The organism is Pseudomonas koreensis (genome assembly GCF_036668835.1).
Classification (GTDB): Bacteria; Pseudomonadota; Gammaproteobacteria; order Pseudomonadales; family Pseudomonadaceae; genus Aquipseudomonas; species Aquipseudomonas koreensis_I.
Map to the genome: position 1 here is coordinate 276,248 of NZ_JAZEVW010000006.1, position 21,867 is coordinate 298,114.

General features: G+C 60.6%; 21 protein-coding genes. 13 read left to right on the top strand and 8 right to left on the bottom strand.

Annotated elements, in window-relative coordinates; genetic code table 11:
• Window positions 1-88 precede the first annotated feature (88 nt).
• Both rnhA and V6F91_RS19330 read right to left on the bottom strand, forming a co-directional pair.
• Window positions 89-559, bottom strand: a complete 471-nt coding sequence (gene rnhA, locus V6F91_RS19325; RefSeq protein WP_203421732.1) for a ribonuclease HI — start codon at window positions 557-559, stop codon at window positions 89-91.
• Between the two features lie 90 nt (window positions 560-649).
• Window positions 650-1,408 carry a class I SAM-dependent methyltransferase gene (locus V6F91_RS19330; protein ID WP_090282909.1) on the bottom strand — a complete coding sequence of 253 codons (759 nt, stop codon included), beginning with the start codon at window positions 1,406-1,408 and terminating at the stop codon, window positions 650-652.
• Window positions 1,409-1,473: 65 nt separating this feature from the next.
• On the opposite strand from V6F91_RS19330, the gene gloB reads away from it, so the two are divergent.
• From gloB to fabI, 8 genes are all read left to right on the top strand, one after another.
• Window positions 1,474-2,241, top strand: a complete 768-nt coding sequence (gene gloB, locus V6F91_RS19335) for a hydroxyacylglutathione hydrolase (RefSeq protein WP_332767195.1) — start codon at window positions 1,474-1,476, stop codon at window positions 2,239-2,241.
• Window positions 2,242-2,340: 99 nt separating this feature from the next.
• Complete coding sequence (locus V6F91_RS19340) at window positions 2,341-3,804, top strand: transglycosylase SLT domain-containing protein (protein ID WP_332767197.1); 1,464 nt, start codon at window positions 2,341-2,343, stop codon at window positions 3,802-3,804.
• A gap of 386 nt (window positions 3,805-4,190) precedes the next feature.
• A complete protein-coding gene (locus V6F91_RS19345; protein WP_332767199.1) occupies window positions 4,191-6,023 on the top strand; it encodes an extracellular solute-binding protein in 1,833 nt (610 codons plus the stop codon).
• Window positions 6,020-7,861, top strand: coding sequence for an extracellular solute-binding protein (locus tag V6F91_RS19350; RefSeq protein WP_332767202.1), 1,842 nt, complete (start codon window positions 6,020-6,022; stop codon window positions 7,859-7,861). Before V6F91_RS19345 ends, V6F91_RS19350 begins: the two co-directional genes overlap by 4 nt.
• A gap of 4 nt (window positions 7,862-7,865) precedes the next feature.
• Window positions 7,866-8,939 (top strand): microcin C ABC transporter permease YejB, encoded by a 1,074-nt coding sequence (locus V6F91_RS19355; RefSeq protein ID WP_332767204.1) that lies wholly within the window; start codon window positions 7,866-7,868, stop codon window positions 8,937-8,939.
• Between the two features lies 1 nt (window position 8,940).
• Window positions 8,941-9,960 carry an ABC transporter permease gene (locus V6F91_RS19360; RefSeq protein ID WP_332767205.1) on the top strand — a complete coding sequence of 340 codons (1,020 nt, stop codon included), beginning with the start codon at window positions 8,941-8,943 and terminating at the stop codon, window positions 9,958-9,960.
• Window position 9,961: 1 nt separating this feature from the next.
• Window positions 9,962-11,572 (top strand): ABC transporter ATP-binding protein, encoded by a 1,611-nt coding sequence (locus V6F91_RS19365; RefSeq protein WP_332767206.1) that lies wholly within the window; start codon window positions 9,962-9,964, stop codon window positions 11,570-11,572.
• Between the two features lie 19 nt (window positions 11,573-11,591).
• The gene (gene fabI, locus V6F91_RS19370) at window positions 11,592-12,386 is read left to right on the top strand and encodes an enoyl-ACP reductase FabI (RefSeq protein ID WP_090282903.1); all 795 of its coding nucleotides are present in this window, start codon (window positions 11,592-11,594) and stop codon (window positions 12,384-12,386) included.
• A gap of 101 nt (window positions 12,387-12,487) precedes the next feature.
• On the opposite strand, the gene V6F91_RS19375 is transcribed toward fabI, so the two are convergent.
• Window positions 12,488-13,453, bottom strand: a complete 966-nt coding sequence (locus V6F91_RS19375; protein WP_332767207.1) for a sensor domain-containing diguanylate cyclase — start codon at window positions 13,451-13,453, stop codon at window positions 12,488-12,490.
• A gap of 337 nt (window positions 13,454-13,790) precedes the next feature.
• On the opposite strand from V6F91_RS19375, the gene V6F91_RS19380 reads away from it, so the two are divergent.
• Complete coding sequence (locus V6F91_RS19380) at window positions 13,791-14,621, top strand: alpha/beta hydrolase (RefSeq protein ID WP_332767208.1); 831 nt, start codon at window positions 13,791-13,793, stop codon at window positions 14,619-14,621.
• A gap of 27 nt (window positions 14,622-14,648) precedes the next feature.
• On the opposite strand, the gene V6F91_RS19385 is transcribed toward V6F91_RS19380, so the two are convergent.
• The 4 genes from V6F91_RS19385 to V6F91_RS19400 all read right to left on the bottom strand — a co-directional run bounded on the left by V6F91_RS19385 (window position 14,649) and on the right by V6F91_RS19400 (window position 17,204).
• Entirely contained in the window at window positions 14,649-15,041 is a 393-nt protein-coding gene (locus V6F91_RS19385; protein ID WP_332767210.1) for a GFA family protein, read from the bottom strand.
• Between the two features lie 269 nt (window positions 15,042-15,310).
• Window positions 15,311-16,132: a DUF3618 domain-containing protein gene (locus V6F91_RS19390; RefSeq protein ID WP_332767213.1), complete on the bottom strand. Its 822-nt coding sequence runs from the start codon at window positions 16,130-16,132 to the stop codon at window positions 15,311-15,313.
• A complete protein-coding gene (locus V6F91_RS19395; RefSeq protein WP_332767215.1) occupies window positions 16,129-16,557 on the bottom strand; it encodes a phage holin family protein in 429 nt (142 codons plus the stop codon). The genes V6F91_RS19390 and V6F91_RS19395 overlap by 4 nt, the downstream gene beginning before the upstream one ends.
• Window positions 16,554-17,204 carry a hypothetical protein gene (locus V6F91_RS19400; protein ID WP_332767217.1) on the bottom strand — a complete coding sequence of 217 codons (651 nt, stop codon included), beginning with the start codon at window positions 17,202-17,204 and terminating at the stop codon, window positions 16,554-16,556. Before V6F91_RS19400 ends, V6F91_RS19395 begins: the two co-directional genes overlap by 4 nt.
• Window positions 17,205-17,442: 238 nt before the next feature.
• Here V6F91_RS19400 and V6F91_RS19405 point away from each other — a divergent pair, with 238 nt between their 5' ends.
• The 4 genes from V6F91_RS19405 (at window position 17,443) to V6F91_RS19420 (ending at window position 20,014) form a co-directional block, all read left to right on the top strand.
• Window positions 17,443-18,273 (top strand): AraC family transcriptional regulator, encoded by an 831-nt coding sequence (locus V6F91_RS19405; RefSeq protein WP_332767219.1) that lies wholly within the window; start codon window positions 17,443-17,445, stop codon window positions 18,271-18,273.
• Between the two features lie 53 nt (window positions 18,274-18,326).
• Window positions 18,327-18,629 carry a metalloregulator ArsR/SmtB family transcription factor gene (locus V6F91_RS19410; RefSeq protein ID WP_332767221.1) on the top strand — a complete coding sequence of 101 codons (303 nt, stop codon included), beginning with the start codon at window positions 18,327-18,329 and terminating at the stop codon, window positions 18,627-18,629.
• Between the two features lie 61 nt (window positions 18,630-18,690).
• Window positions 18,691-19,695, top strand: a complete 1,005-nt coding sequence (locus V6F91_RS19415) for a zinc-dependent alcohol dehydrogenase family protein (protein WP_332767223.1) — start codon at window positions 18,691-18,693, stop codon at window positions 19,693-19,695.
• 10 nt (window positions 19,696-19,705) lie between these two features.
• Window positions 19,706-20,014 carry an antibiotic biosynthesis monooxygenase gene (locus tag V6F91_RS19420; protein ID WP_332767225.1) on the top strand — a complete coding sequence of 103 codons (309 nt, stop codon included), beginning with the start codon at window positions 19,706-19,708 and terminating at the stop codon, window positions 20,012-20,014.
• Between the two features lie 110 nt (window positions 20,015-20,124).
• Here the strand turns inward: V6F91_RS19420 and V6F91_RS19425 are convergent, their stop codons facing one another.
• Window positions 20,125-20,712, bottom strand: a complete 588-nt coding sequence (locus tag V6F91_RS19425) for a LysE family translocator (protein ID WP_332767227.1) — start codon at window positions 20,710-20,712, stop codon at window positions 20,125-20,127.
• Between the last annotated feature and the right edge of the window lie 1,155 nt (window positions 20,713-21,867).

Sequence of the window (21,867 nt, forward strand, 5' to 3'; positions counted from 1 at the left end):
CGCGGATGTTAACACGCCCGGCGGGGTGTTTCAGGTGGACCGTGGCGCGGCCTGCTCGCGAAGGCCGCGCCACGGTGTAACGACAAATTCAGCTCTGCTTGTAGCCGCGCACCTCGTCGACCCCACGATTGGCCAGTTGGTCGGCCCGCTCGTTTCCGTGATGGCCGATGTGCCCGCGCACCCATTTCCATTTGACGTTGTGGCGGTTGACCTGCTCATCCAGCTCCTTCCACAGGTCGGCGTTTTTCACCGGCTCTTTGGCCGCGGTTTTCCAGCCGCGCTTTTTCCAGTTGGCCATCCACTCGTTGATGCCTTTCATCACGTATTGCGAGTCGGTCACCAGCAGCACTTCACACGGGCGCTTGAGCGCTTCGAGGCCACGGATCGCACCGAGCAGTTCCATACGGTTGTTGGTGGTGTTGGCTTCGCCGCCCCATAGCTCCTTTTCCACGCCCTTGCACACCAGCAACGCGCCCCAGCCGCCCGGGCCGGGATTGCCTTTGCAGGCGCCGTCGGTGAACAGTTCTACGGTGTCGACGCTTTCAACGCTTTCGCTCATGCCAGTCTTTCCAAAAAAATGCCTGTCTTGCCAATCACGGATCGACAATGACCGAGGCCGGGAAAACCCGGCCACGAATAGAAGAAGAATTTACGGTTCGATGCGGCGCCGATTGACCTTGGCCATCGGCAGCGGGATCAGCTTGCCCATCGGCTCGCGGCGTTCCTGACGCAATGGCCGCAGGCCGACCACGATCTTGCGCGCGACCAGTAAATAGAAGCCGCCGCCAGACAGTTGCCAGTCGCCGGCCTTGCGTTCCCAGCCGGCCAGTCGGGCCTGCCACTTGGGCGACGCGAGCGGCGGACGATAGCACCCGAAGCGGCGTTTCTCCAGCGCAAAGCCGAGCAGATTGAGCCAGTCGCCGAGCCGCGATGGCGAGATGCAGCGCGCCTGGCGCAAGGCATCATGGGCGAACACATGACGCAGCCCCCAGGTGCTCCAGGGATTGATACCGATGATCAGCAGGTGCCCGCCTGGCCGCACAGCACTCGCCGCTTCGCGCAGCAAACCGTGGGGCGACAGGCAGAAATCCAGACCGTGCTGCATCACCACGACGTCGGCGGCATGTTCGCTCAACGGCCAGGCCTGCTCTTCGCAGACAATTTCGACGCCGGGCAGCGGCGCGCCAAGGCGCACATTGCGCTGCACTTGCGGCGCCGCCGGCGGGGTCTCGGCCGATGGCCCGTAATGCACCAGATAACCGCCGAAGAACCGCCCCAGTTCGTCTTCGAGCATGCGCCGCTCTTCATCGAGCAACAATTGCCCGAGCGGGCCGGACAGCCATTCACGGGCTGCGCCGATCAGGGCCAGCCAGTCGGGATCAGCCTGTGCGAACGCTTTATCACTCATCGCATTCTCCAAAGCGCCAGGAACTACTAAGATGCGCCAATGTTTTCCGCTTGGCGATTCCGACGATGATACAGATCAGTGCCCTGCCCGCGTTCACCGACAACTACATCTGGTTGTTACAGGATCACCGCTCCCAGCGTTGCGCGGTGGTCGATCCGGGCGATGCCGCCCCCGTGCAGGCCTGGCTAGACGGCCATCCAGGCTGGGTGCTCAGCGACATTCTGATCACCCATCATCACCATGACCACGTCGGCGGCGTCGAGCGCCTCAAAGCCACGACCGGCGCAAAAGTCTACGGGCCCGCCAGCGAAAGCATTCCCGGGCGCGACGTGGCACTCAAGGACAACGACAGCGTCAGCGTGCTCGGCTGGGACTTCGCCGTCTACGCGGTGCCCGGTCACACGTTGGGACACATCGCCTATTATCACCACGGCCTGCTGTTCTGCGGCGACACCCTGTTCGCCGCCGGTTGCGGACGCCTGTTCGAAGGCACGCCGGAGCAAATGCATCTGTCGCTCAGCCGTCTCGCTGCCTTGCCTGAAGATACGCTGGTTTACTGCACCCATGAATACACCTTGAGCAACCTCAAGTTTGCCGCCGCCGTTGAACCGGGCAACGCGGACATTGCCGCCCGTCTGGAAAAAGTCACCCAGCAACGGCAAAACGGCGTCATGACGCTGCCGTCGACGCTGGCCCTGGAAAAACTCACCAACCCGTTTTTGCGCACTTCTGAAACATTGGTTACACAAAAAGTGGACGAACGGGCAGGCGCTCAAAACCGGGCGCCGAGCGAGGTATTTGCGGCTTTGCGGGCGTGGAAAGATACGTTCTAAGTCACTCGCTCGTTGGCACAAATATTCTGAATGGTTGACCGCGGGGGGTGCGCTTTCTAGAATCGCCCGACATTTTTGCCCGGAACTTACTTCCAGCCAATGTCGTCATCCATACGTAAGTCCGTCAATTCAGACGCATTGACCCGCCTGGCGCAGGCCATCGCGGTGGCGGTGTCCGCCACGCTGGCGGGCTGTTCCAGCCATGCTCCGCAGACTGAAGCGACCCATACGCCGAACATTGCTGCGCGAGCCAAGCAGAAGCCGATCTGGCTGACCGAAAAGCCCAGCCCGCAGGTGCCCCAGGACATCTGGGAACGCATGCGCGCAGGCTTCCAGTTGCAGGAAGGCCTGGGCGTCAACCCGCGCATCGAGCAACAGCGCCTGTGGTTCGCCAGCAATCCCTCTTTCCTCGAGAACGCCGGCGAACGCGGCAGCCTCTATATTCACTACATCGTCGAACGCCTCGAAGAGCGCAACATGCCGCTGGAACTGGCCCTGCTGCCAGTGATCGAGAGCGCCTACAACCCGATGGCCTATTCCCGCGCTGACGCGGTGGGCCTGTGGCAGTTCATTCCGTCGACCGGGCGTTACTTCAACCTGCGTCAGACCCGCTTCTATGATGGCCGCCGCGATATCACCGCCTCGACCACCGCAGCGATGGATTACCTGACCCGCCTGCACGACATGTTCAACGGCGACTGGCTGCTCGCGCTGGCGGCTTACAACGCCGGTGAAGGCACGGTCAGCCGCGCCATCGAGCGCAACGAAAAGCTCGGCCTGCCGACCGACTACTGGAATCTGCCGCTGCCGGCGGAAACCCAGGCGTATGTGCCGAAGCTGCTGGCGCTGTCGCAAGTGGTACTGGCGCCGGAAGCCTACGGCGTCAACCTCAACCCGATCGCCAACGAACCGTATTTCCAGGTCGTCGAAATCAACCAGCGCATGGACCTGTCCAAGGTCGCCGCGGTGGCCAACATCGATGAAGACGAGCTGTTCCAGCTCAACCCGGCGTTCAAGCAGCGCACAACGATCGACGGTCCACAGCATCTACTGGTGCCGACGTCCAAGGCGCAATTGCTGACGGCCAGTCTGCAGACCATGCGCCCCGACGAGCTGATCAGCCCGCGCTCGCTGAAACCGGTGTTCGAAGGTGCCGACCCGTCGGAAGTGGCGCAGCTCAAACGCGCTTACCGGGTCAAGCGTGGCGACAATCTCGGTTCCATTGCCAAGGCCAACAAGGTCGAAGTCAAGGACCTGCAGCGCTGGAACAAGCTGACCGGCAAGAATCTCAAGGTCGGTCAGACTCTGGTGATGCAGGACACCAGCAAGCGCGCGCCTGCTCGCAAGTCTGGCCGGGTCAACACGGTGGTGGCGGCCAACAGCAAGTCCAAAGGCAAGGACGACAGCCAGCAGCAGACCCAGTACAAGGTCAAGCGTGGCGACACCTTGTATGTGGTGGCCAAGCGCTTCAACGTGCAGATGCAGCATCTCAAACGCTGGAATCCAGGGGCCGGGAAGGCCTTGAAGCCTGGGCAGATGCTCACGGTTTATCAGCCGCATTGATTGCAAGAGCCCCTGAGTTTTCGGGGGCTTTTTTTTGTATCGGATTTTGTGTGTGCTTTTGAGATCCATCCCCCTCACCCCAGCCCTCTCCCCCACGGGGGGCGAGGGGGAAAGGGAGCCGATCTCCATGCTTTTCAAAACTTGAGTTCGACTCGTTATCTCAACTAAGCGCAACTCTCCCAAACAACTCGATCAGTCCCCTCTCCCTCCGGGAGAGGGTTAGGGTGAGGGGCTTTTGATTTTCCCGGGGCCCAGCCACTCCAAAGGCCACGGTGAGCGCTCTTCGCTCCAGCGATTAACCGCGCATTAACCCATGATCTTTTTCCTGTCCAGACAAGCTGTTACTGTACGGCCCACAAAGCCCAAGCCGCTGGATCGGATCTGACTTGAAGCGTGCCCTCCCCCTGCTCCTGATCAGCCTGGCCTTGAGCTCAACCGCAAGCGCGACGATTACCGAAAGTCACGGTTATGCGCAGTTCGGCACGCTCAAGTACCCGGCCAGATTTACCCATTTCGATTGGGTCAACCCGCAAGCGCCCAAGGGCGGTACGTTGCGGGTGATGGCGTTCGGCACGTTCGATACGGTCAATCCGTACACCTTCAAGGGCACCAGCCCGGTCACTACCGCGAATTTCCTCCAGTACGGCATCAATGAGCTGAACGAGCCGTTGATGGTCGGCACCGGGCAGTATTCGCCATCCGGTGACGAGCCAGCGTCGAGCTATGGCTTGATCGCGCAATCGGTGGAGTACAGCGAAGATCGCAGCTGGGTGGTGTTCAATCTGCGGCCTGAGGCGCGGTTTCACGATGGCGCGCCGATCACCGCGTATGACGTGGCGTTCTCCTATCGCCTGTTATTGAAGGAAGGCCATCCGCTGTACCGCACGGCCCTGCAAGAGGTGCTGCGCGTCGACATTCTGAACAAGCAGCGCATCCGTTTCGTGCTCAAGCGTTCGGGCAATCCGCTGTTGATCCTGCGCCTCGGCGAGTTGCCGGTGCTGCCACAGCATTACTGGAAGGACCGCGACTTCAAAGCCACCACTTTCGAACCGCCGCTGGGCAGCGGCCCGTATCGCATCACCTCGGTGACGCCGGGGCGGCAGCTGATTTTCGAGCGGGTCAAGAATTACTGGGGCCAGGACCTGGCGGTCAATCGTGGCAAGTACAATTTCGATCGCATGGAAGTCGAGTTCTACCGCGACAGCGATGTGGCGTTCGAAGCGTTCAAGGCGGGTGAATTCGACATCTACATCGAGCATCAGGCGAAGAACTGGGTCAACGGCTACAACTTCCCGGCCATACGCCGAGGCGATGTGATCAAGGCGCAGATCCCGCACCAGATCCCGACCCAGAGTCAGGGGCTGTTCATGAACACCCGCCGCGCGACGTTTGCCGATGTGAAGACCCGTGAAGCGCTGGGCCTGATGTTCGACTTCGAATGGACCAATCGCACACTGTTCAGCGACGCCTACCAGCGCACCAACAGTTATTACCCCAACAGCGAATTCACCGCCAGTGGCCTGCCGGTCGGGCATGAATGGCTGATGCTCAAGCCGTACAAGGATCAGTTGCCGGCCAGGCTGTTTACCGAGCCGTTCAGCCTGCCGACCACCGACGGTCGCGGCATTCCGCGCGAAACCATGCGCAAAGCCCTCGCCCTGCTCGCCGAGGCCGGCTGGAAACTTCATGGCCAGCGTCTGCAAAACGCCGCCGGCCAGCCGCTGCGCTTTGAATTGCTGCTGGTCAATCCGAGTCTGGAGCGTCTTTACCAGCCGTACATCGTCAATCTCAACAGCATCGGCATCGACGCACACTTGCGCACCGTCGATCGCGCCCAGTACAAACAGCGCCTCGATCAGTTCGATTTCGACATGATCTCGATGACGCTGGGTCAGACTCTGAGCCCTGGCCTTGAACAGTGGCAGTACTTCCACTCCAGCCAAGTGAACGTCAAGGGCAGCAAGAACTACGCGGGTATCGCCAATCCAGTGGTCGATCACCTGCTTGAACAATTGCTCGCCGCGCGCACTCGCGATGAGCAGGTCGCCGCCGGCAAGGCGCTCGACCGCGTGCTGCTGTGGCAGCACTACAGCATTCCCAACTGGTACCTCAATTATCACCGTCTGGCCTACCGCAACCGGTTGGCCTTTGTCACTACGCCGCCCTATACCCTGGGCCTGAGCGCGTGGTGGCTGAAGCCCTCGGAGAAAGATCGATGAACGCTGTTCGCGCCCTGCTCGTGCAGGCCAGCGGCTTGCTGTTCGCCGGGCTGGCCTGCGCCGCCCCGCAACACGCCGTGACCCTGTACAACGAGCCGCCGAAATACCCGGCCGATTTCAAGCATTTCGATTACGTGAACCCCGATGCGCCCAAGGGCGGCGTGTTCCGCCAGGCCGGCTTTGGCGGCTTCGACAGCCTCAACCCGTTCATCAGCAAAGGTGTGCCCGCCGATGACATCGGGCAGATCTACGACACCCTGACCCGGCACAGCCTCGACGAGCCGTTCACCGAATACGGCCTGATCGCTGGCAAAATCGAAAAAGCCCCGGACAACAGCTGGGTGCGCTTCTACCTGCGCCCGGAAGCGCGTTTTCATGACGGTCATCCGGTGCGCGCCGACGACGTGGTGTTCAGCTTCAATACGCTGACCAAGGAAGGCTCGCCGATGTTTCGCGGCTATTACAGCGACGTCGCCGAAGTGGTCGCCGAAGACCCGCTGAAAGTGCTGTTCAAGTTCAAGCACAGCAACAACCGCGAACTGCCGCTGATCCTCGGCCAGTTACCGGTACTGCCGAAACACTGGTGGGCCGAGCGCGACTTCAACAAGGGCAATCTGGAGATTCCGCTGGGCAGCGGCCCGTACAAGGTCACCGAGGTCAAGGCCGGTCGCTCGGTGCGCTACGAGCGGGTCAAGGATTACTGGGGCAAGGACCTGCCGGTCAATCGCGGTTTCTACAACTTCGACACGATGACCACCGATTACTATCGCGACAACACCGTTGCTCTCGAAGCCTTGAAGGCCGGGCAGTTCGATTACTGGCTGGAAATGACCGCGAAGAACTGGGCCAATGCCTATAACGTTCCGGCAGTCACCGAGGGCCGTCTGATCAAGGAACTGATCGCCAACAGCAACCCGACCGGCATGCAGGGTTTCGTCTTCAACCTGCGCCGCCCGATGTTTCAGGATGTGCGCGTGCGTCAGGCGCTCGGCCTGCTGTTCGATTTTGAATGGACCAACAAGCAATTGTTCAACGGCGCCTACGTGCGCACCCGCAGCTATTTCGAGAACTCGGAAATGGCCGCCACCGGCCTGCCCGACGCCGAGCAACGGGCGATCCTCGAACCGTTCCGCAACAAGCTGCCGGCGCAGGTATTCAGCGAGGCCTATGAAAACCCCAAGACCGACGCCAGCGGCATGATCCGCAGCCAGCAACGCGAGGCTTATCAACTGCTGCAAGAGGCCGGCTGGAAGATTGTCGACGACAAAATGGTCGACGCCACGGGCAAACCGGTGGTGATCGAGTTCCTGCTCGCGCAAACCGAATTCGAACGCGTGCTGCTGCCGTTCAAGCGCAACCTCAGCGATCTGGGCATCGACCTGGTGATCCGCCGCGTCGACGTCTCGCAGTACATCAACCGCGTGCGCTCGCGGGATTTCGACATGATGGTCGGCAGCTTCCCGCAATCCAACTCGCCGGGCAACGAACAGCGCGAATACTGGATGAGCGCCGCCGCCGACAAGCCGAGCAGCCGCAACAGCATGGGCCTGAAGGATCCGATCGTCGATCAACTGGTGGAAAGCCTGATCAACGCCGATTCGCGCAACAGCCTGGTGGCCCATGCGCGAGCCCTCGACCGCGTGCTGCAATGGGGCTATTACGTGGTGCCGAACTGGCACATCAAGAGCTGGCGCGTGGCGTACTGGAACCACATCGGCCACCCGAAAACCTCGCCCAAGTACGACATCGGCATCAATACCTGGTGGGTCAAGCCTGACGCCAAACCTGCGGTAGAAGTCCAAACCCAACTGCAAGCCGACCCTGCGGGCACGGAGTAATCAGATGCTGGCGTATATCTTTCGGCGACTGTTGCTGATCATTCCGACCCTGTTCGGCATTCTGCTGATCAACTTCGTCATCATTCAGGCCGCGCCCGGCGGGCCGGTGGAACAGATGATCGCCAAGCTCGAAGGCTTCGAAGGCGCCACCAGCCGCATTGCCGGCGGTGGTGCCGAAGTGGCGGTGGCCGGCTCGTCGTATCGCGGCGCGCAAGGTCTGGACCCGGCGCTGATCAAGGAAATCGAGCACATGTACGGGTTCGACAAGTCGGCCCCGGAACGCTTGTGGATCATGGTCAAGAACTACGCGCAGCTGGATTTCGGCGACAGTTTCTTCCGCGACGCCAAGGTCATCGACCTGATCAAGGAAAAGATGCCGGTGTCGATTTCGCTGGGGCTGTGGAGCACGCTGATCATGTACCTGGTGTCGATCCCGCTGGGGATCGCCAAGGCTACGCGGCACGGCAGCCATTTCGATGTGTGGACCAGTTCGGCAATCATCGTTGGCTATGCGATCCCGGCGTTCCTGTTTGCGATCCTGCTGATCGTGGTGTTTGCTGGCGGCAGCTATCTGGACTGGTTTCCGTTGCGCGGGCTGACCTCGAACAACTTCGATGAACTCAGCCTGAGCGGCAAGATTCTCGACTACTTCTGGCACCTGGCGCTACCGGTCACGGCGCTGGTGATCGGCAACTTCGCGACCATGACCCTGTTGACCAAAAACAGCTTCCTCGACGAGATCAACAAGCAGTACGTGGTTACCGCCAAAGCCAAAGGCCTGACGCGCAATCGCGTGCTCTACGGACACGTGTTCCGCAACGCGATGCTGCTGGTGATTGCCGGGTTCCCGTCGGCCTTCATCGGGATCTTCTTCACCGGCTCGTTGCTGGTGGAAGTGATCTTCTCCCTCGACGGCCTCGGCCTGATGAGTTTCGAAGCAGCGATCAACCGCGATTACCCGGTGGTGTTCGGCACGCTGTTCATCTTCACCCTGCTCGGGCTGGTGGTGAAACTGATCGGCGACCTCACTTACACCTTCGTCGATCCGCGCATCGACTTCGAAAGCCGGGAGCATTGAGATGAACCTGTCCCCTCTCAACCGCCGCCGCTTCGAACTGTTCAAGGCCAACAAGCGTGGCTGGTGGTCGCTGTGGCTGTTTCTGATCCTGTTCGGGCTGAGCCTCGGTGCCGAGCTGATCGCCAACGACAAGCCGCTCGTGGTGCATTACGACAACCACTGGTATTTCCCGGCGATCAAGCGCTACCCGGAAACCACCTTCGGCGGCGAATTCCCGCTGGAAGCCAACTACAAGAGCCCGTACATCCGCGAACTGCTCAAGGCCAAGGATGCCTGGGTGTTGTGGGCGCCGATTCCCTACAGCTACCAGAGCATCAACTACGACCTGAAAGTCCCGGCCCCGGCCCCACCCTCGGCGGATAACCTGCTGGGCACCGACGACCAAGGCCGCGATGTGCTGGCCCGGGTTATTTACGGCTTTCGCATTTCGGTGTTGTTTGCGCTGACATTGACCGTGCTGAGTTCGGTCATCGGCGTGATTGCCGGTGCCCTTCAGGGGTTTTATGGCGGCTGGGTCGATCTGGCCGGGCAGCGTTTTCTGGAGATCTGGTCGGGGTTGCCAGTGCTGTATCTGCTGATCATTCTGGCCAGTTTCGTCCAGCCGAATTTCTGGTGGCTGCTGGGGATCATGCTGCTGTTTTCGTGGATGAGCCTGGTCGACGTGGTGCGCGCCGAGTTTCTGCGCGGGCGCAACCTTGAATACGTGCGCGCCGCCCGAGCGCTGGGCATGCAGAACGGCGCAATCATGTTCCGCCATATCCTGCCCAACGCGATGGTGTCGACCATGACCTTCATGCCGTTCATCCTCACCGGCGCCATCGGCACCCTCACCGCGCTGGACTTCCTCGGCTTCGGCTTGCCGGCCGGCAGTCCGTCGCTGGGTGAACTGGTCGCGCAGGGCAAGTCCAACCTGCAGGCGCCGTGGCTGGGCATGAGTGCGTTTGCCGTACTGGCGCTGATGTTGAGCCTGCTGGTGTTTATCGGCGAGTCCGCTCGCGATGCCTTCGACCCGAGGAAGTGAAATGAATCAGGACAATCTGATCGAAGTGCGCGACCTCGCCGTCGAGTTCGGTTTCGGCGAGCGCATCCACCGCGTGGTCGAGGGCGTGAGTTTCGACATCAAGCGCGGCGAAACCCTGGCGCTGGTCGGTGAATCCGGCTCGGGCAAATCGGTGACTGCGCACTCGATCCTGCGCTTGCTGCCCTACCCCATGGCGCGCCATCCTGCCGGCAGCATCAATTACGCCGGGCAAAACCTGCTGGGCCTGAGCGAAAAGACCATCCGCCACATTCGCGGCAACCGCATCGCGATGATCTTCCAGGAGCCGATGACGTCGCTCAATCCACTGCACTCGATCGAGAAGCAGATCAACGAAGTGCTCGGCATCCACAAGGGCTTGTCCGGTAAAGTCGCGACCAAACGCACGCTGGAACTGTTGGATATGGTCGGCATTCCCGAGCCGCACAAGCGCCTCAAGGCCCTGCCCCACGAACTCTCCGGTGGTCAGCGCCAGCGCGTGATGATCGCCATGGCTTTGGCCAACGAGCCGGAACTGCTGATTGCCGACGAGCCGACCACCGCACTGGACGTGACCGTTCAGCTGAAAATCCTCGATTTGCTCAAGGAACTTCAGGCGCGCCTGGGCATGTCGCTGTTACTGATCAGTCACGATTTGAACCTGGTGCGAAGAATTGCGCATCGCGTATGTGTCATGCAGCGCGGTTGCATCGTCGAACAGGCATCGTGCGCAGAGCTGTTCCGTTCGCCGCAGCATCCGTACACTCGGGAATTGCTCGGCGCGGAGCCCAGCGGCGGCCCGGCGAGCAATAAAGTCGGCGCGCCGCTGCTCGAAGTCGCGGACCTGAAAGTCTGGTTCCCGATCAAGAAAGGCCTGCTCAAGCGCACGGTGGATTACGTCAAGGCAGTGGACGGCATCAATTTCAGCCTGCCTCAGGGTCAGACTCTGGGGATCGTGGGGGAAAGCGGTTCCGGCAAATCCACGCTCGGTCTGGCGATTTTGCGCCTGATCGGCAGCCAGGGCGGCATCCGTTTTGAAGGCAAGCAGCTAGACTGCCTGACGCAGAACGAGGTTCGCCCGTTGCGGCGGGAAATGCAGGTGGTGTTTCAGGACCCGTTCGGCAGCCTGAGCCCGCGCATGTGCGTCAATGACATCGTGGGCGAAGGCCTGCGGATTCACAAGATGGGCACCGCAGCCGAGCAGGAAGCGGCGATCATTGCGGCATTGAAGGAGGTAGGTCTGGATCCGGAAACCCGGCACCGCTACCCCCATGAATTTTCCGGCGGGCAGCGGCAGCGAATCGCCATTGCCCGGGCTTTGGTGCTCAAACCGGCGCTGATCCTGCTGGACGAGCCGACTTCGGCGCTCGACCGGACGGTGCAGCGGCAAGTGGTGGAACTGTTGCGTTCACTGCAAGCCAAGTACAACCTGACGTATTTGTTCATCAGCCATGACCTGGCTGTCGTCAAAGCGCTGAGCCACCAGTTGATGGTGGTCAAGCATGGCCAAGTGGTCGAACAGGGAGACGCGCAAAGTATCTTTGCCGCCCCCCAACATCCGTATACACAGCAGTTGCTGGAAGCCGCTTTTCTGGCACCAGCCACTGCGCAATAACCTGAAAGAGGAGCAACACATGGGTTTTCTCGCCGGTAAGCGCGTACTGATCGTCGGTGTCGCCAGCAAGCTGTCCATCGCATCCGGCATCGCTGCCGCCATGCATCGCGAGGGCGCTGAGCTTGCCTTCACTTATCAGAACGACAAACTCAAGGGTCGCGTCGAAGAGTTCGCACAAGGCTGGGGTTCGAGCCCTGAGCTGTGCTTCCCGTGCGACGTGGCCAGCGATGAAGAAATCGCCAAGGTCTTCGAAGAACTGAGCAAGAAGTGGGACGGTCTGGACTGCATCGTCCACTCGGTCGGCTTCGCCCCGGGCGACCAACTGGACGGCGACTTCACCGAAGCCACCACCCGTGAAGGTTTCCGCATCGCTCACGACATCAGCGCCTACAGCTTCGTGGCCCTGGCCAAAGCCGGCCGCGAAATGATGAAAGGCCGCAACGGCAGCCTGCTGACCCTGTCGTACCTGGGCGCCGAGCGCACCATGCCGAACTACAACGTAATGGGCATGGCCAAGGCTTCGCTGGAGGCTGGCGTGCGTTACCTGGCCGGTTCCCTGGGCCCGGACGGCACCCGCGTCAACTGCGTATCGGCCGGCCCGATCCGCACCCTGGCAGCTTCGGGCATCAAAAACTTCCGCAAGATGCTCGCCGCCAACGAAGCGCAAACCCCCCTGCGCCGCAACGTCACCATCGACGAAGTCGGCAACGCTGGCGCCTTCCTGTGCTCCGACCTGGCGTCGGGCATCAGCGGTGAAATCATGTACGTGGACGGCGGCTTCAACACCACCGCCATGGGCAACATCGAAGAGTGATCTTCGGTTAGCCAATAAAAAACCCGCCGCTTCAGGCGGGTTTTTTTATGCTCCCAACACTGTCCGCTCTGGGAGCTGGCTTGCCAGCGATGAAGCCTGAGTCAGCAGCGCTTCAAGGCCTGCTTGTGCGCATACATCGCGCCGTCTGCATCGGCGAGCAGGCGGTCGACGCTGTCGTGGCGCTTGGGGTCGTATTCAATCTGGCCGACGCTGAACCGAATGGCATAACCGCGGTGCAGCGTGGCGTTGCGCTCTTCGAGGATTTCTTTCATGCGCGCCATGATCGCCGTGGTTTCGACATGGCTGGAGCCGGTCAGCAGCGCGACGAATTCATCTCCGCCCAGGCGCCCGACCACGTCGCTTTCGCGAAAGGCAATCCGCAGCACGTCGGCAAAGGTTTTCAGCGCACCGTCGCCCTCGGCATGTCCGTAGAGGTCGTTGATCTGCTTGAAGTCGTTGAGGTCGAAAAACAGCAAGGTCGCCGGCCGGTTCAGCCGCGAACAGGCGTCCAGTGCATGCTGCGCAAGCTGCTTGAAACCGCGGCGGTTAGACAGCAAGGTCAGTTCATCCATGCTCGCCATCTGCACCGCGGTCAGTTCCTGCTCGGCCATTTCTGCCAGATCGCGCAGCAGTGCGCGTTCTTCATCGTCGAGTTCACGGGGCTTGGTGTCGATCAGGCACAGCGTGCCCATTTTGTTGCCGTGGGGAACGGTCAGCGGGTATCCGGCATAGAAGCGAATGTTCGGCGCGCCGGTCACCAGCGGGTTGTCATGAAAGCGCACGTCTTCGCGGGCGTCCGGCACCAGCAGCAACTCGTTCTGCATGATCGCATGCCCACAGAACGAGACGTCTCGCGGCGTTTCGGTGGCGTCGAGGCCGACGCAGGATTTGAACCACTGGCGGTCCTTGTCCACCAGCGTGACCAACGCAATTGGCACGTTGAACAAGCGCTTGGCCAGCCGCGTCAGGCGATCGAAGCGTTCTTCGGGGGCTGAATCGAGTAGATTGAGACTTTGCAGCGCTTGCATTCGCGCCGCTTCATTCTCGGGTTTTCCGGGCACCAGCATCACACACTCCACAGGCTGTAATGCTCTTCAGCGTAGCCCTGAATTGACGAGGGCTCACATCATATTCCCGCCACCGGGCACGGCCCAGCCGCATTGGCTCACAGTTTGAACTGTTCGACATAAATATCGCAGGCACCGCCGCGCCGCGGTTTGTTCCTTTCAGCGAAACCTGATTTGCACTTTCAAGCCAGCCGTTGCGACCACCGGTCATGCAGATGGCGACTTTGATCCTACAGTTGATAACGGCTCGTACTTTGCTTGCACATCACGTGTATCAGCCAAATCGCTCCGCGCGTCTCGCGCGGGTTGCTCACCACATCGGCCAGGAGTCGCGAACATGGGATTTGTCACCACCACAGACGGCGCTGAAATCTTCTACAAGGACTGGGGACCGCGCGACGCGCCGGTGATCCATTTCCACCACGGCTGGCCGCTCAGTTCCGACGATTGGGACGCACAGATGCTGTTCTTTCTCGGCCAGGGCTTTCGCGTTATTGCCCACGATCGGCGCGGGCATGGGCGCTCTGCTCAGGTCTGGGACGGACACGACATGGACCATTACGCCGATGATGCGCTGGCGGTGGTCAAGCATCTGGGCACGAAGAATGTCGTGCATGTCGGGCACTCCACTGGCGGCGGCGAGGTGATCCACTACATCGCCCGCCACGGCCAGGACAACGTTGCCAAAGCGGTGCTGATCGCCGCGGTGCCACCGCTGATGGTGCAGACCGCAAGCAATCCCGGCGGCTTGCCGAAGTCGGTGTTCGATGGTTTTCAGGCGCAGGTGGCGGCCAATCGCGCGCAATTCTATCGGGATGTGCCGAGCGGGCCTTTCTATGGGTACAACCGCCCGGGCGCCGAGGCGTCGGAAGGCGTGATCGCTAACTGGTGGCGCCAAGGCATGATGGGCTCGGCAAAGGCGCATTACGACGGCATCGTCGCGTTCTCGCAAACGGACTTCACCGAAGACCTGAAAAAAGTCAGCGTGCCGGTGCTGGTGATGCATGGCGAGGATGATCAGATTGTGCCGTATGCCAATTCGGGGCCGCTGTCGGCGAAGTTGCTGCCCAACGGCACGCTGAAGTCGTATCCGGGGTTCCCGCACGGCATGCCGACGACGGAAGCCGAGACGATCAATGCCGATCTGCTGGCGTTTATCCGTGGTTGATCGAGCCGCCGCGAGGCTGGGCTCTGGCTAATCTTCCGAGCGGCCAGGGCCCTCGCGATCACGCGGGTAATGGTGCTTCAGCGCGAACGCCGGCAGCCAGGACTCGCGGCGCAGGGTCCAGCTTTCGTAGGTCGGTTGCAGTTGATCGGGGCTATCGAGGGCGCCGAGGTTGACCTCGATTTCGTCGTCACTGCGGTTGAACACTGAGGATCCGCAACGCGGGCAGAAATGTCGGCCGGCGTAATCGCGGGTTTCGCCGCTGAGGTTGACAGCGCTGGCGGGGAAGATGGCCGAGGCGTGGAACAAGGCACCGTGGAATTTGCGGCAGTCCAGGCAGTGGCAGAGGCCGACGCGGTAGGGTTGGCCTTTGGCTTCGAGGCGGACATTGCCGCAGAGGCAGCCGCCGGTCAGGGTTTGCATGATGGGGTCCTTTTTTGGTCGTGAGGGACGGTTTCTTCAGGGACAGCCCTCACCCTAGCCCTCTCCCGGAGGGAGAGGGGACTGAATTGGGGAATATTCAGGTCGATGCATCCCGCAAGACACCTCGGTCGGCTCCCTCTCCCATTGGGAGAGGGCTGGGGTGAGGGGAAAATGACACACCCCAATAGCCCGAACGCCGCACTACCAAATAGGCTAAACGATCGGCAATAAAAAGGAGGCCATATCAAGGCCTCCCTTATCCAGCATCATCAAGACGTCCCCAATCCCTTGGACAGGTCCGCCGATTCATCAGACGGCGTCGCTTGCGCAGGCTGAGAACGCTGCCCCGCCGCCTGCTCGGTCGTCTTCGTCACCGTATCGCGGACCGTTTCATAGCCCTCCCGCGCCTGCTTTTTCACCTTGTCGACCATGCCCGCGCTGGTCCGGCCCAGATAGCGCTGCTCAGTGGCGGTCTTCGGCAACGCGGCACCGAGCATCGCGCCAAGCGCGATACCGGCTGCCGCAATCATCAGCGGCTGCTCCTTGAGCAACTGACTGAATTGCTGCCCCACGGCCTGGCCGCTCTGGCTCAATCGGTCGCTGGCATCGTGCATCGAGTGACGCAGATTTTCCTTGGCGGTACCGACGTTTTCGCCCATATGCGCAGCCTTGTCCTTGAGCGATTGATAGCCGTGTTTCAACGAATCGCTGGTCTGATGCATATGTTCGCGCGCGCTGCCGAGGCTATCGGCCAAGCCATCAGCCCACTCCCCGGCCCGATCCTGATCCGGGCCGCTGCGATAGGTCGGCTGCGGCACTGGCGGACGGTTCTGGCCCATCATCAGCCAGAGCAGACCGACCGAGGTCAGCACCGCCGGCACCGGGTTGTTGCGCACGCTGGTGCCCAGGTTGGTCACGAATTGCGAGCCGTTGTTCTGCAGCATGCCCCACGCCTGATCGATCATCTGCCCGGGGGTAAACTTGCTTTCCAGCTGGTCGACGATATTGCCGATGCTGGCGCGTTGCGCGTCGATCTCGCGCTCGATCTGCTCAGGGCTTTTTTGCGATTCGATATCCAATTCAGTCTTCATGAGGCTTTCCTCCGCAGCGCTTCCTGGTCTTTGTTCAAGGCGTCCAGCGTCCGGTCAGGTTTGAAATGGGACGGTTCGAACTGTTTTTTGCCCGATTGCACCATGACGAAGCCGATGATCATCACCACCACGCCAACGATCAGCGCGGCCAGCCATGGCGCCATGAACATACTCAAGCCGTACACCGCCGACATCAGCAAAATGATCAGCCCCGCCAGCAACACGATCGCCCCGCCGGCCACTGCCGCAACCCCGGCTTTGAGCGTGTTGAGGCTGGACTGAAATTCGGCCTTGGCCAGCGCCAGTTCCTTGGTGAACAGCGCCGGCACTTCGCGGGACAACTGCCGCAGCAGTCCCGTTACCGAAGCGTCGTCATGATTGGCTGTGGGTCGGGCGCCTTGCAGATCTGCATCGTCTCGGTTCATGACAGGTCTCCTTTGGTTGGCGAGGTGGGTATCGAGGTTCCGGCAAAATCACTCGGGTGATCGTGCTCATCGGCCGACGTCGGGGTGATGCCGGTCGCCAGGCCTGGACTAGGATCAGTGCGGGTTGCAGTCGAAGTTTCATAGGGCCGCTGCGCGCCGAAACCGCCGGCGGGTGGCGTTGAATTTCCGGCTGCTGGCTCGTGATCGGCAGTCACTTCGGCCGCCGCAGAAGTCCCTGCCTTGAGAAACCGCGACAGGCCGAAACCGATCGCCACGCTGCCGGCAATGAACAGCGCCGGATTGCTGCGGGCCAGCTCGGCGGCGTCGTGCAACAGCTGTTCGGCACTCTTGCCACGCAGATTTTGCGCCAGCCCGGTCATCGACTCGGCCATGTCGGAGAGGTAGTCGGACATGCCCAGCGTATCCTTGTCCTCCAGTTCCGAGACGAAGCTTTTCGCGCCTTGCGCCAGCGCTTCGATCTGCTCGGCGGCCGTATCACGATACTGACCGAATTGCGCATCGGCTTGCTGTCGAGCACCGCCGAGCGTTTCGCTGACGTCGTCTTTCAAATGCTCGAAGGCCTGCCCGGCCTGGCCTTTGGACGGTTCGTCTGCGGTGGTTCCTGCCCTGTTATCTGAAGTGTTCATGTGGTCCCTCGCCTTCTGAGTGAAAACGTTATGTGGGGCGACCTGACAACATTGCCCTGTGTCCCCTCATAGGAAGTGACGGAAGAGTCTGGCGCGGAGTTCAACCGGTTTGATGAGCGCACCACTTACCGATTTGCATGTGCCGTTGGGCTTGAAAAAGCCCATCCTGTCGAACTTGGACGAGCCTTTGGCGTCCCCAGCCCCTACACTGGCGCACTGGCCTGCCGGGATACTCACCATGAAACACGCTGCCGCCAAAAACCCAGAAAAAGCCCCGCGCTTCTGGCGCGACGATGCCCTGCCCTTCATCGAGGCGCGGGCCATCGCCGATGGCCGTGAGGTGTGTTATGCGCGGCACTCCCACGCGCACTTTTCCATCGGCGCGATCACCGCCGGGCGCAGCACGTATGTGCATGAGCAATCAGAGCTCGAGGTGGCTGCAGGCACGGTGGTGCTGATGAACCCCGGCGATGTGCATGCCTGCAACCCGATCGATGATCAACCGTGGTCGTACGTAATGCTGTACGTCGAGACGCCGTGGCTGAGCGATCTGCAGCAGCAGCTGGGGTTCGGTGCGCAGGGTTTTTGTCGCTTTGCTGTGACCCATCTCGATGACGCGGAGCTGTTTCATGATTTGTGTGAGCTGTACGAAATCCTCGTCGACGATCAGTGCGACCTGCTGCGCAAACACAGCGCAGCGGTGGAATTTTTCAGCGATCTGCACCTGCGTCTGAACCCCGCCAGCGCGCCGTTGCGCGAGCCGAACGACAAGCTTGAACGCGCCGCCGGTTTCATTCGTGAGCATTGCACCGATGCGCTGAGCCTCGACGACATTTGCACGGCGGCGCAGCTATCGCCGTCGTACCTGATCCGCGCGTTCAAACAGCATTACGGCATGACACCCCATGCATTCGTGATCAACCAGCGCATCCAGTTCGCCCGCGAGCGCTTGCGCAGCGGCCAGTTGATTGCCGACGTCGCGCTGGCGGCCGGGTTTGCCGATCAGGCGCATTTTCAGCGCGCCTTCAAACAGCATCTGGCAGCCACGCCGGGACAGTATCGGGGTTGAAGCTCATCGAAATCAGTCGTTGACATATCGGTAAAATCCGATATCTTCGCGGCATGGACCTACTCGACATTTTCAAAGCACTCTCCAACCGTACTCGCCTCGAGATTCTCAAAGGCTTGAAGGACCCGGCCGACAGCTTTCCTCCTCAGGATGAAGGCGACGTGCATACGGTGGGTGTCTGCGTCAGCAGTATTCAGGAAGGCGTCGGGCTGTCGCAGTCGACGGTGTCCGATTATCTGGCGACGCTGCAACGGGCAGGTCTGGTCGAAGTCAGACGCATCGGCCAATGGACTTACTACAAGCGCAATGAAGCGGCGATACGTGAGTTGGCCGAAATCATCGGCAGCGAGCTGTAATTTTTTGCCCCAGAATATCGAGATTTCCCGATATCCCTTTTTACCGAAACGAGGAAATGAAATGAAAGCGATGATGCTTGAATCATTTGGCGGCCCGGAATCGTTCGAACTGCGCGACGTTCCCAAGCCCATCCCCAATGCTGGCGAAGTACTGGTGCGAGTACACGCCACTTCCATCAATCCGCTGGATTACCAGGTTCGGCGCGGCGACTATCCCGACCTTGTGCCGCTGCCGGCAATCAGCGGTCACGACGTTTCCGGCGTGGTCGAAGCCGTCGGGCCGGGCGTGACGGCTTTCGCGCCGGGTGACGAGGTCTGGTACACCCCGCAGATCTTCGCCGGGCCTGGCAGTTACGCCGAGTACCACGTCGCCGCACAAACCATCGTGGCCAAGAAGCCAAAAGCACTGAGCCATCTCGAAGCGGCCAGCCTCAGCCTGGTCGGCGGCACGGCGTGGGAAGCGCTGGTGGTACGGGCGGCGCTCAGGGTCGGCGAAAGCGTGCTGATTCATGGCGGCGCGGGTGGCGTCGGGCACGTTGCGATCCAGCTGGCCAAAGCCATGGGCGCGAAGGTCTTCACCACCGTACGCGAAGCCAACTTCGAGTTCGCGCGGCGTATGGGGGCCGATGTGCTGATCGACTATGAGAAAGAGGACTACATCGAAGCCATCCTGCGCGAAACCGACGGGCATGGCGTCGATGTGGTGTTCGACACCATCGGCGGCGACACCCTGGCGCGCAGCCCCAACGCACTCGCGCAACTGGGCCGAGTGGTGACCATCGTCGATATCGCCCAGCCACAGAACGTGATCCAGGCCTGGGGCAAAAACGCCAGTTTCCATTTCGTGTTCACCCGCCAGAATCGCGGCAAGCTCGATGAATTGAGCGCATTGGTCGAACGCGGTCAATTGCGCCCGCATGTCGGCGCGGTCTATTCGCTGGCCGACCTCGGGCTCGCCCATGCCCGGCTGGAAAGCCGAAACAACGGGCTGCTGGGCAAGATCGCGATTGCCGTCGATCCATCCGCACTCGCCGATGCGCCATCCACCACGCCGCACTCACTTTAAGGGGAACGTCATGGTTTACGAGATCGCTGTGCTACCCGTGCATCAACAACACGTTGAGCGGTTCAAACAGGCCTTCGCCGAGGTCGCCCCCCTGCTCTGCCGCGCCAGGGGTTATGGCGGGCACATGCTCGCGCAAGGAATCGAGACGCCCGAGCGCTTCAATCTGATCGTGCGCTGGCAGTCGCTCGAGGATCACACGCCGGGCTTTGAAGCCAGTGAGGATCATCGATTGTTCATGCTGGGGCTGGAGGAATATTTTTCCGCAGAGCCGACGGTGTATCACATTGAAGGGGCGGCGTTTGAGTTGCCATTTATCTGAGGCTGCACACAATCCCTGTAGGCGTGAGCCTGCTCGCGATGGCGGTTATCCAGTCGACATATTTGTTGTCTGAGTAACCGCTATCGCGAGCAGGCTCCTTCTACAGGGGGTTACGGTAGCAGCAGATAAATTGCGCTTAACGCCAACAACCCGGCCATCACCCGATTGAAGCAGCGCATCCCCGCCGCATTGTTCAGATACCCGCGCAAAAACGTCCCGGCATACGCCCAGCAGCCGACCGACAGATAACAGATCACCAGATACACCGCCGCAAACTGCCAGACCAACCGCGCCTCGCCATCGGCAACGAACGCACCCATGCCCGCCACACAGGCCAGCCAGGCTTTGGGGTTGAGCCATTGCATGACCGCACCATAGAGCATCGACGGCGCCCGCCCTGAAGCGGTCGCATTAAGCTGGCCGTCATCACTGGCCAGTTTCCACGCCATGTACAGCAAAAACGCAACACCGGCCCATTGCACCACACGGGTCATGAATGGCCAGCGCTGCAAAACCTCATGAAGACCCAGCCCCATCAACACCAGCAGCAACACAAACCCCAGCGTCGCCCCGGCGACATGCCGCTGACTGGCACGAAACCCATACTGCGCCCCCGAACTCAACGCCACGATATTCACCGGCCCCGGCGTGATGGAAGCGGCCAACGCAAACGCCGCCATCGAAACAATCAGACTCATCGCACACCTGCTTCAAAACGAGGAACAAGGTGCATACCTTAGTCAGCGGCTTTGGGCGGGTATTGAAGAAAATCACCTTTTGGCCAATGACAGTGTTGCCTGCATTGGCCCATTCGCTTGCAGGCAAGCTCCCACGAAAACTGTGCCCGACCACCAGACCGAGTGTCAGCTCGCCTGCTTTTGATCTTGTTGTTGAATGATCAGCGGCAACGTTGAAGATCAAAAGCCCCTCACCCTAGCCCTCTCCCGGAGGGAGAGGGAACTGACCGTGGTAAATGCGAGAGATGTGCCAAACTTAAATACCGCGTCGTATACAGGTTTTGAACAGTCCACAAATCGGCTCCCTCTCCTTCGGGAGAGGGCTGGGGTGAGGGGCGCATCCAAAACAAATCCCAAGCCAGGCGACGTTTCACACCACTCAATAGGCCGAGTGTCAGCTCGCCTGCTTTTGATCTTGTTGTTGAATGATCAGCGGCGACGTTGAAGATCAAAAGCCCCTCACCCTAGCCCTCTCCCCGAGGGAGAGGGGACTGACCGTGGTGGACGTGGGAGATACACCAAACCTGGGATACCGCGTCGTACACAGGTTTTGAACAGTCCACAAATCGGCTCCCTCTCCTTCGGGAGAGGGCTGGGGTGAGGGGCGCATCCAAAACAAATCCCAAGCCATGCGACGCTTCACACCACTCAATAGGCCGAGTGTCAGCTCGCCTGTTTTTGATCTTGTTGTTGAATGATCAGCGGCGACGTTGAAGATCAAAAGCCCCTCACCCTAGCCCTCTCCCGGAGGGAGAGGGAACTGACCGTGGTAAATGCGAGAGATGTGCCAAACTGAAATACCGCGTCGTACACAGGTTTTGAACAGTCCACAAATCGGCTCCCTCTCCCTCGGGAGAGGGCTGGGGTGAGGGGCGCATCCAAAACAAATCCAAAGCCATGCGACGTTTCACACCACTCAATAGGCCGAGTGTCAGCTCGCCTGCTTTTGATCTTGTTGTTGAATGATCAGCGGCAACGTTGAAGATCACAAGCCCCTCACCCTAGCCCTCTCCCGGAGGGAGAGGGAACTGACCGTGGTAAATGCGAGAGATGTGCCAAACTTAAATACCGCGTCGTATACAGGTTTTGAACAGTCCACAAATCGGCTCCCTCTCC

Bases quoted from the DNA above. Each gene is read 5' to 3' on its own strand.
- rnhA (WP_203421732.1), bottom strand. From the start codon at position 559: ATGAGCGAAAGCGTTGAAAGCGTCGACACCGTAGAACTGTTCACCGAC.
- V6F91_RS19330 (WP_090282909.1), bottom strand. From the start codon at position 1,408: ATGAGTGATAAAGCGTTCGCACAGGCTGATCCCGACTGGCTGGCCCTG.
- gloB (WP_332767195.1), top strand. From the start codon at position 1,474: ATGATACAGATCAGTGCCCTGCCCGCGTTCACCGACAACTACATCTGG.
- V6F91_RS19340 (WP_332767197.1), top strand. From the start codon at position 2,341: ATGTCGTCATCCATACGTAAGTCCGTCAATTCAGACGCATTGACCCGC.
- V6F91_RS19350 (WP_332767202.1), top strand. From the start codon at position 6,020: ATGAACGCTGTTCGCGCCCTGCTCGTGCAGGCCAGCGGCTTGCTGTTC.
- V6F91_RS19355 (WP_332767204.1), top strand. From the start codon at position 7,866: ATGCTGGCGTATATCTTTCGGCGACTGTTGCTGATCATTCCGACCCTG.
- V6F91_RS19360 (WP_332767205.1), top strand. From the start codon at position 8,941: ATGAACCTGTCCCCTCTCAACCGCCGCCGCTTCGAACTGTTCAAGGCC.
- V6F91_RS19365 (WP_332767206.1), top strand. From the start codon at position 9,962: ATGAATCAGGACAATCTGATCGAAGTGCGCGACCTCGCCGTCGAGTTC.
- fabI (WP_090282903.1), top strand. From the start codon at position 11,592: ATGGGTTTTCTCGCCGGTAAGCGCGTACTGATCGTCGGTGTCGCCAGC.
- V6F91_RS19375 (WP_332767207.1), bottom strand. From the start codon at position 13,453: ATGCTGGTGCCCGGAAAACCCGAGAATGAAGCGGCGCGAATGCAAGCG.
- V6F91_RS19380 (WP_332767208.1), top strand. From the start codon at position 13,791: ATGGGATTTGTCACCACCACAGACGGCGCTGAAATCTTCTACAAGGAC.
- V6F91_RS19385 (WP_332767210.1), bottom strand. From the start codon at position 15,041: ATGCAAACCCTGACCGGCGGCTGCCTCTGCGGCAATGTCCGCCTCGAA.
- V6F91_RS19390 (WP_332767213.1), bottom strand. From the start codon at position 16,132: ATGAAGACTGAATTGGATATCGAATCGCAAAAAAGCCCTGAGCAGATC.
- V6F91_RS19395 (WP_332767215.1), bottom strand. From the start codon at position 16,557: ATGAACCGAGACGATGCAGATCTGCAAGGCGCCCGACCCACAGCCAAT.
- V6F91_RS19400 (WP_332767217.1), bottom strand. From the start codon at position 17,204: ATGAACACTTCAGATAACAGGGCAGGAACCACCGCAGACGAACCGTCC.
- V6F91_RS19405 (WP_332767219.1), top strand. From the start codon at position 17,443: ATGAAACACGCTGCCGCCAAAAACCCAGAAAAAGCCCCGCGCTTCTGG.
- V6F91_RS19410 (WP_332767221.1), top strand. From the start codon at position 18,327: ATGGACCTACTCGACATTTTCAAAGCACTCTCCAACCGTACTCGCCTC.
- V6F91_RS19415 (WP_332767223.1), top strand. From the start codon at position 18,691: ATGAAAGCGATGATGCTTGAATCATTTGGCGGCCCGGAATCGTTCGAA.
- V6F91_RS19420 (WP_332767225.1), top strand. From the start codon at position 19,706: ATGGTTTACGAGATCGCTGTGCTACCCGTGCATCAACAACACGTTGAG.
- V6F91_RS19425 (WP_332767227.1), bottom strand. From the start codon at position 20,712: ATGAGTCTGATTGTTTCGATGGCGGCGTTTGCGTTGGCCGCTTCCATC.